Annotated in this window: 2 tRNA genes and 3 rRNA genes; all 5 read right to left on the bottom strand. The window is 48.8% G+C overall.

Features of this window, described 5'->3' with window-relative positions:
• Nucleotides 1–7: 7 nt before the first annotated feature.
• Nucleotides 8–122 (bottom strand): 5S ribosomal RNA (rrf, locus tag JGE69_RS17955).
• 183 nt (nucleotides 123–305) lie between these two features.
• Nucleotides 306–3,196: ribosomal RNA gene (locus tag JGE69_RS17950) — 23S ribosomal RNA — on the bottom strand.
• A gap of 352 nt (nucleotides 3,197–3,548) precedes the next feature.
• Nucleotides 3,549–3,624: transfer RNA gene (locus JGE69_RS17945), tRNA-Ala, on the bottom strand.
• A 55-nt stretch (nucleotides 3,625–3,679) separates the two neighbouring features.
• Nucleotides 3,680–3,756, bottom strand: a tRNA-Ile gene (locus tag JGE69_RS17940).
• Nucleotides 3,757–3,815: 59 nt separating this feature from the next.
• A 16S ribosomal RNA gene (locus JGE69_RS17935) occupies nucleotides 3,816–5,353 on the bottom strand.
• The 16S, 23S and 5S rRNA genes sit together here with 2 tRNA genes alongside, the layout of an rRNA operon.
• Nucleotides 5,354–5,484 lie beyond the last annotated feature (131 nt).

Here is a 5,484-nt window from a genome sequence, read left to right as displayed (position 1 = left end):
AATAATGAGCTGGCGATGACTTACTCTCACATGGGTAACCCCACACTACCATCAGCGCTAAGAGGTTTCACTTCTGAGTTCGGGAAGGGATCAGGTGGTTCACTCTTGCTATGGTCGCCAGCACAACTGTTTATGGATACTTGCTTCGTTTTATTCACTGTGTGATACGTTGCGTTTTCCAAATCTTTACAGATGGGCTGATTGGATCTGATTTTGTTCATTTTAGCTAAGTGTTTAACTAAATCAAGTTGCTTTGCATGATTATGAATCGATTGATGCTTCATATACAACTGCTTGGGTGTTGTATAGTCAAGCCTCACGAGCAATTAGTATTGGTCAGCTTCACATATCACTATGCTTCCACATCCAACCTATCAACGTCCTAGTCTCGAACGGCTCTTTAGAGGAATAAATTCCTAGGGAAATCTTATCTTGAGGTAGGCTTCCCGCTTAGATGCTTTCAGCGGTTATCCCTTCCGAACATAGCTACCCGGCGATGCGACTGGCGTCACAACCGGTACACCAGAGGTTCGTCCACTCTGGTCCTCTCGTACTAGGAGCAGATCCTCTCAAATTTCCAGCGCCCACGGTAGATAGGGACCGAACTGTCTCACGACGTTCTAAACCCAGCTCGCGTACCTCTTTAAATGGCGAACAGCCATACCCTTGGGACCTGCTTCAGCCCCAGGATGAGATGAGCCGACATCGAGGTGCCAAACACCGCCGTCGATATGAACTCTTGGGCGGTATCAGCCTGTTATCCCCAGAGTACCTTTTATCCGTTGAGCGATGGCCCTTCCATACAGAACCACCGGATCACTAAGACCTACTTTCGTACCTGCTCGACTTGTGGGTCTCGCAGTTAAGCGCGCTTTTGCCTTTATACTCTACGCGTGATTTCCGACCACGCTGAGCGCACCTTCGTACTCCTCCGTTACTCTTTAGGAGGAGACCGCCCCAGTCAAACTACCCACCAGACACGGTCCTCGTCCCGGATAACGGGACAGAGTTAGAACCTCAACATTACCAGGGTGGTATTTCAAGGACGGCTCCATTGGAACTAGCGTTCCAACTTCAAAGCCTCCCACCTATCCTACACAAGTAAGGTCAAAGTTCAGTGTCAAGCTGCAGTAAAGGTTCACGGGGTCTTTCCGTCTAGCCGCGGGTACACTGCATCTTCACAGCGATTTCGATTTCACTGAGCCTCTGCTGGAGACAGCGCCGCCATCATTATGCCATTCGTGCAGGTCGGAACTTACCCGACAAGGAATTTCGCTACCTTAGGACCGTTATAGTTACGGCCGCCGTTTACTGGGGCTTCGATCAAGAGCTTCGCTTACGCTAACCCCATCAATTAACCTTCCAGCACCGGGCAGGCATCACACCCTATACGTCCACTTTCGTGTTTGCAGAGTGCTATGTTTTTAATAAACAGTTGCAGCGGCCTGGTTTCTGCGGCTGTCGTCAGCTCAGGAAGCAAGTTCCATCACCAACAACAGCGTACCTTCTCCCGAAGTTACGGTACCATTTTGCCTAGTTCCTTCAGCAGAGTTCTCTCAAGCGCCTTGGTCTACTCGACCTGACCACCTGTGTCGGTTTCGGGTACGATTCCTGTGTAACTGAAGCTTAGAGACTTTTCCTGGAAGCATGGTATCAGCCACTTCACTGTACAAGTACAGCTTGCTATCGGATCTCAGTATAGAGTACCCCGGATTTGCCTAAGATACATACCTACATCCTTCCACCTGGACAACCAACGCCAGGCTGACTTAACCTTCTCCGTCCTCTCATCGCATTACACAGAAGTATTGGAATATTAACCAATTTCCCATCGACTACGCCTTTCGGCCTCGCCTTAGGGGTCGACTCACCCAGCCCCGATTAACGTTGGACTGGAACCCTTGGTCTTTCGGCGAACGGGTTTTTCACCCGTTTTGTCGTTACTCACGTCAGCATTCGCACTTCTGATACCTCCAGCATACTTCTCAATACACCTTCATCGGCTTACAGAACGCTCCCCTACCACTTGACTAATGTCAAATCCGCAGCTTCGGCACATAGTTTTAGCCCCGTTACATCTTCCGCGCAGGCCGACTCGACTAGTGAGCTATTACGCTTTCTTTAAAGGGTGGCTGCTTCTAAGCCAACCTCCTAGCTGTCTATGCCTTCCCACATCGTTTCCCACTTAACTATGATTTTGGGGCCTTAGCTGGCGGTCTGGATTGTTTTCCTCTTGACTACGGACGTTAGCACCCGCAGTCTGTCTCCCGGATAGTACTCATAGGTATTCGGAGTTTGCATCGGTTTGGTAAGTCGGGATGACCCCCTAGCCGAAACAGTGCTCTACCCCCTATGGTATTCGTCCGAGGCGCTACCTAAATAGCTTTCGGGGAGAACCAGCTATCACCAGGCTTGATTAGCCTTTCACCCCTATCCACAAGTCATCCCCTGGCTTTTCAACGACAGTGGGTTCGGTCCTCCAGTTAGTGTTACCCAACCTTCAACCTGCTCATGGATAGATCGCCTGGTTTCGGGTCTATACCCAGCAACTAAACGCCCTATTAAGACTCGATTTCTCTACGGCTCCCCTATACGGTTAACCTCGCTACTGAATATAAGTCGCTGACCCATTATACAAAAGGTACGCAGTCACACCACGAAGGTGCTCCCACTGCTTGTATGCATGCGGTTTCAGGATCTATTTCACTCCCCTCACAGGGGTTCTTTTCGCCTTTCCCTCACGGTACTGGTTCACTATCGGTCAGTCAGGAGTATTTAGCCTTGGAGGATGGTCCCCCCATATTCAGACAAGGTTTCACGTGCCTCGCCCTACTCGTCATCATTATGTGTGCCCTTTCGTGTACGGGAATATCACCCTCTACGTTCGCACTTCCCAGAGCGTTCCACTAAAACACACATAACTTAATGGGCTGATCCCCGTTCGCTCGCCGCTACTGAGGGAATCTCAATTGATTTCTTTTCCTAAGGGTACTGAGATGTTTCACTTCCCCTCGTTCGCCTTGCAACACTATGTATTCATGTTGCAATACCTACCTTAAAGTAGGTGGGTTCCCCCATTCAGAAATCTCCGGATCAAAGGATATTTGCCGCCTCCCCGGAGCTTTTCGCAGGCTATCACGTCTTTCATCGCCTCTGACTGCCAAGGCATCCACCACATGCACTTAATTACTTGACTATACAACCCCAAACAGTCGTCAACACCTACAAGTGAGTGTTGTCCGTGCGATTCTTCATCGCTACTATCTGTTGTCTGTGTACTTAAACACTGTACAGCTTCAATCTAAATTCATATACCAAAACGCTTGATTCAGTTAATTTGCTAGTTCTCAATTCATCTAGATTAATTGCTTAATCTAAACTCTTGAGTGAACAATTTATTTCAGACTCAATTTTGCCAATCTGTTAATGAATAAACACGCCTTCGTCAGGTCATGCTTAATACCGTGATACTTAAATCACAGAAGTTAATAAACCAAGACCGAAATCTCTATTTACTAATTTCTGTAATCCGAACTTCTCTTAAGTTCTGGTGGAGACTAGGAGAGTCGAACTCCTGACCTCCTGCGTGCAAAGCAGGCGCTCTACCAACTAAGCTAAGTCCCCAGCTTACATCATCAGTCATGTATCTTTTATCTATAACTTTAACCAGTCAAAGTCATGGTGGGTCTGACAAGACTTGAACTTGTGACCCCACGCTTATCAAGCGTGTGCTCTAACCAACTGAGCTACAGACCCTCAGATACATCTATGAAGAACAACTTGTTGTGGATTCTTACCAATCGTCAATCTTTCGTTAAGGAGGTGATCCAGCCGCAGGTTCCCCTACGGCTACCTTGTTACGACTTCACCCCAGTCATCGGCCACACCGTGGTAACCGCCCTCTTTGCAGTTAGGCTAGCTACTTCTGGTGCAACAAACTCCCATGGTGTGACGGGCGGTGTGTACAAGGCCCGGGAACGTATTCACCGCGGCATTCTGATCCGCGATTACTAGCGATTCCGACTTCATGGAGTCGAGTTGCAGACTCCAATCCGGACTACGATCGGCTTTTTGAGATTAGCATCCTATCGCTAGGTAGCAACCCTTTGTACCGACCATTGTAGCACGTGTGTAGCCCTGGCCGTAAGGGCCATGATGACTTGACGTCGTCCCCGCCTTCCTCCAGTTTGTCACTGGCAGTATCCTTAAAGTTCCCGACATTACTCGCTGGCAAATAAGGAAAAGGGTTGCGCTCGTTGCGGGACTTAACCCAACATCTCACGACACGAGCTGACGACAGCCATGCAGCACCTGTATGTAAGTTCCCGAAGGCACCAATCCATCTCTGGAAAGTTCTTACTATGTCAAGGCCAGGTAAGGTTCTTCGCGTTGCATCGAATTAAACCACATGCTCCACCGCTTGTGCGGGCCCCCGTCAATTCATTTGAGTTTTAGTCTTGCGACCGTACTCCCCAGGCGGTCTACTTATCGCGTTAGCTGCGCCACTAAAGCCTCAAAGGCCCCAACGGCTAGTAGACATCGTTTACGGCATGGACTACCAGGGTATCTAATCCTGTTTGCTCCCCATGCTTTCGCACCTCAGCGTCAGTGTTAGGCCAGATGGCTGCCTTCGCCATCGGTATTCCTCCAGATCTCTACGCATTTCACCGCTACACCTGGAATTCTACCATCCTCTCCCACACTCTAGCTAACCAGTATCGAATGCAATTCCCAAGTTAAGCTCGGGGATTTCACATTTGACTTAATTAGCCGCCTACGCGCGCTTTACGCCCAGTAAATCCGATTAACGCTTGCACCCTCTGTATTACCGCGGCTGCTGGCACAGAGTTAGCCGGTGCTTATTCTGCGAGTAACGTCCACTATCTCTAGGTATTAACTAAAGTAGCCTCCTCCTCGCTTAAAGTGCTTTACAACCATAAGGCCTTCTTCACACACGCGGCATGGCTGGATCAGGCTTGCGCCCATTGTCCAATATTCCCCACTGCTGCCTCCCGTAGGAGTCTGGGCCGTGTCTCAGTCCCAGTGTGGCGGATCATCCTCTCAGACCCGCTACAGATCGTCGCCTTGGTAGGCCTTTACCCCACCAACTAGCTAATCCGACTTAGGCTCATCTATTAGCGCAAGGTCCGAAGATCCCCTGCTTTCTCCCGTAGGACGTATGCGGTATTAGCATTCCTTTCGAAATGTTGTCCCCCACTAATAGGCAGATTCCTAAGCATTACTCACCCGTCCGCCGCTAAGATCAGTAGCAAGCTACCTCTCTCCGCTCGACTTGCATGTGTTAAGCCTGCCGCCAGCGTTCAATCTGAGCCATGATCAAACTCTTCAGTTAAAATCATTTTGTACCTTATTTAAAGACAAGGTACCAATTCTGGCTCATCAATTACTGACTTAAATTTCGCTCAAATAAACTTCGAGTAATTTAAACCAATCAATCAATGAAAATTATTTCGATTAATCAAT

The organism is Acinetobacter sp. C13, assembly GCF_016809775.1.
GTDB lineage: Bacteria > Pseudomonadota > Gammaproteobacteria > Pseudomonadales > Moraxellaceae > Acinetobacter > Acinetobacter pittii.
Note: the sequence above shows the minus strand (reverse complement) of the source record. Positions and strands in the feature narration are given on the sequence as shown.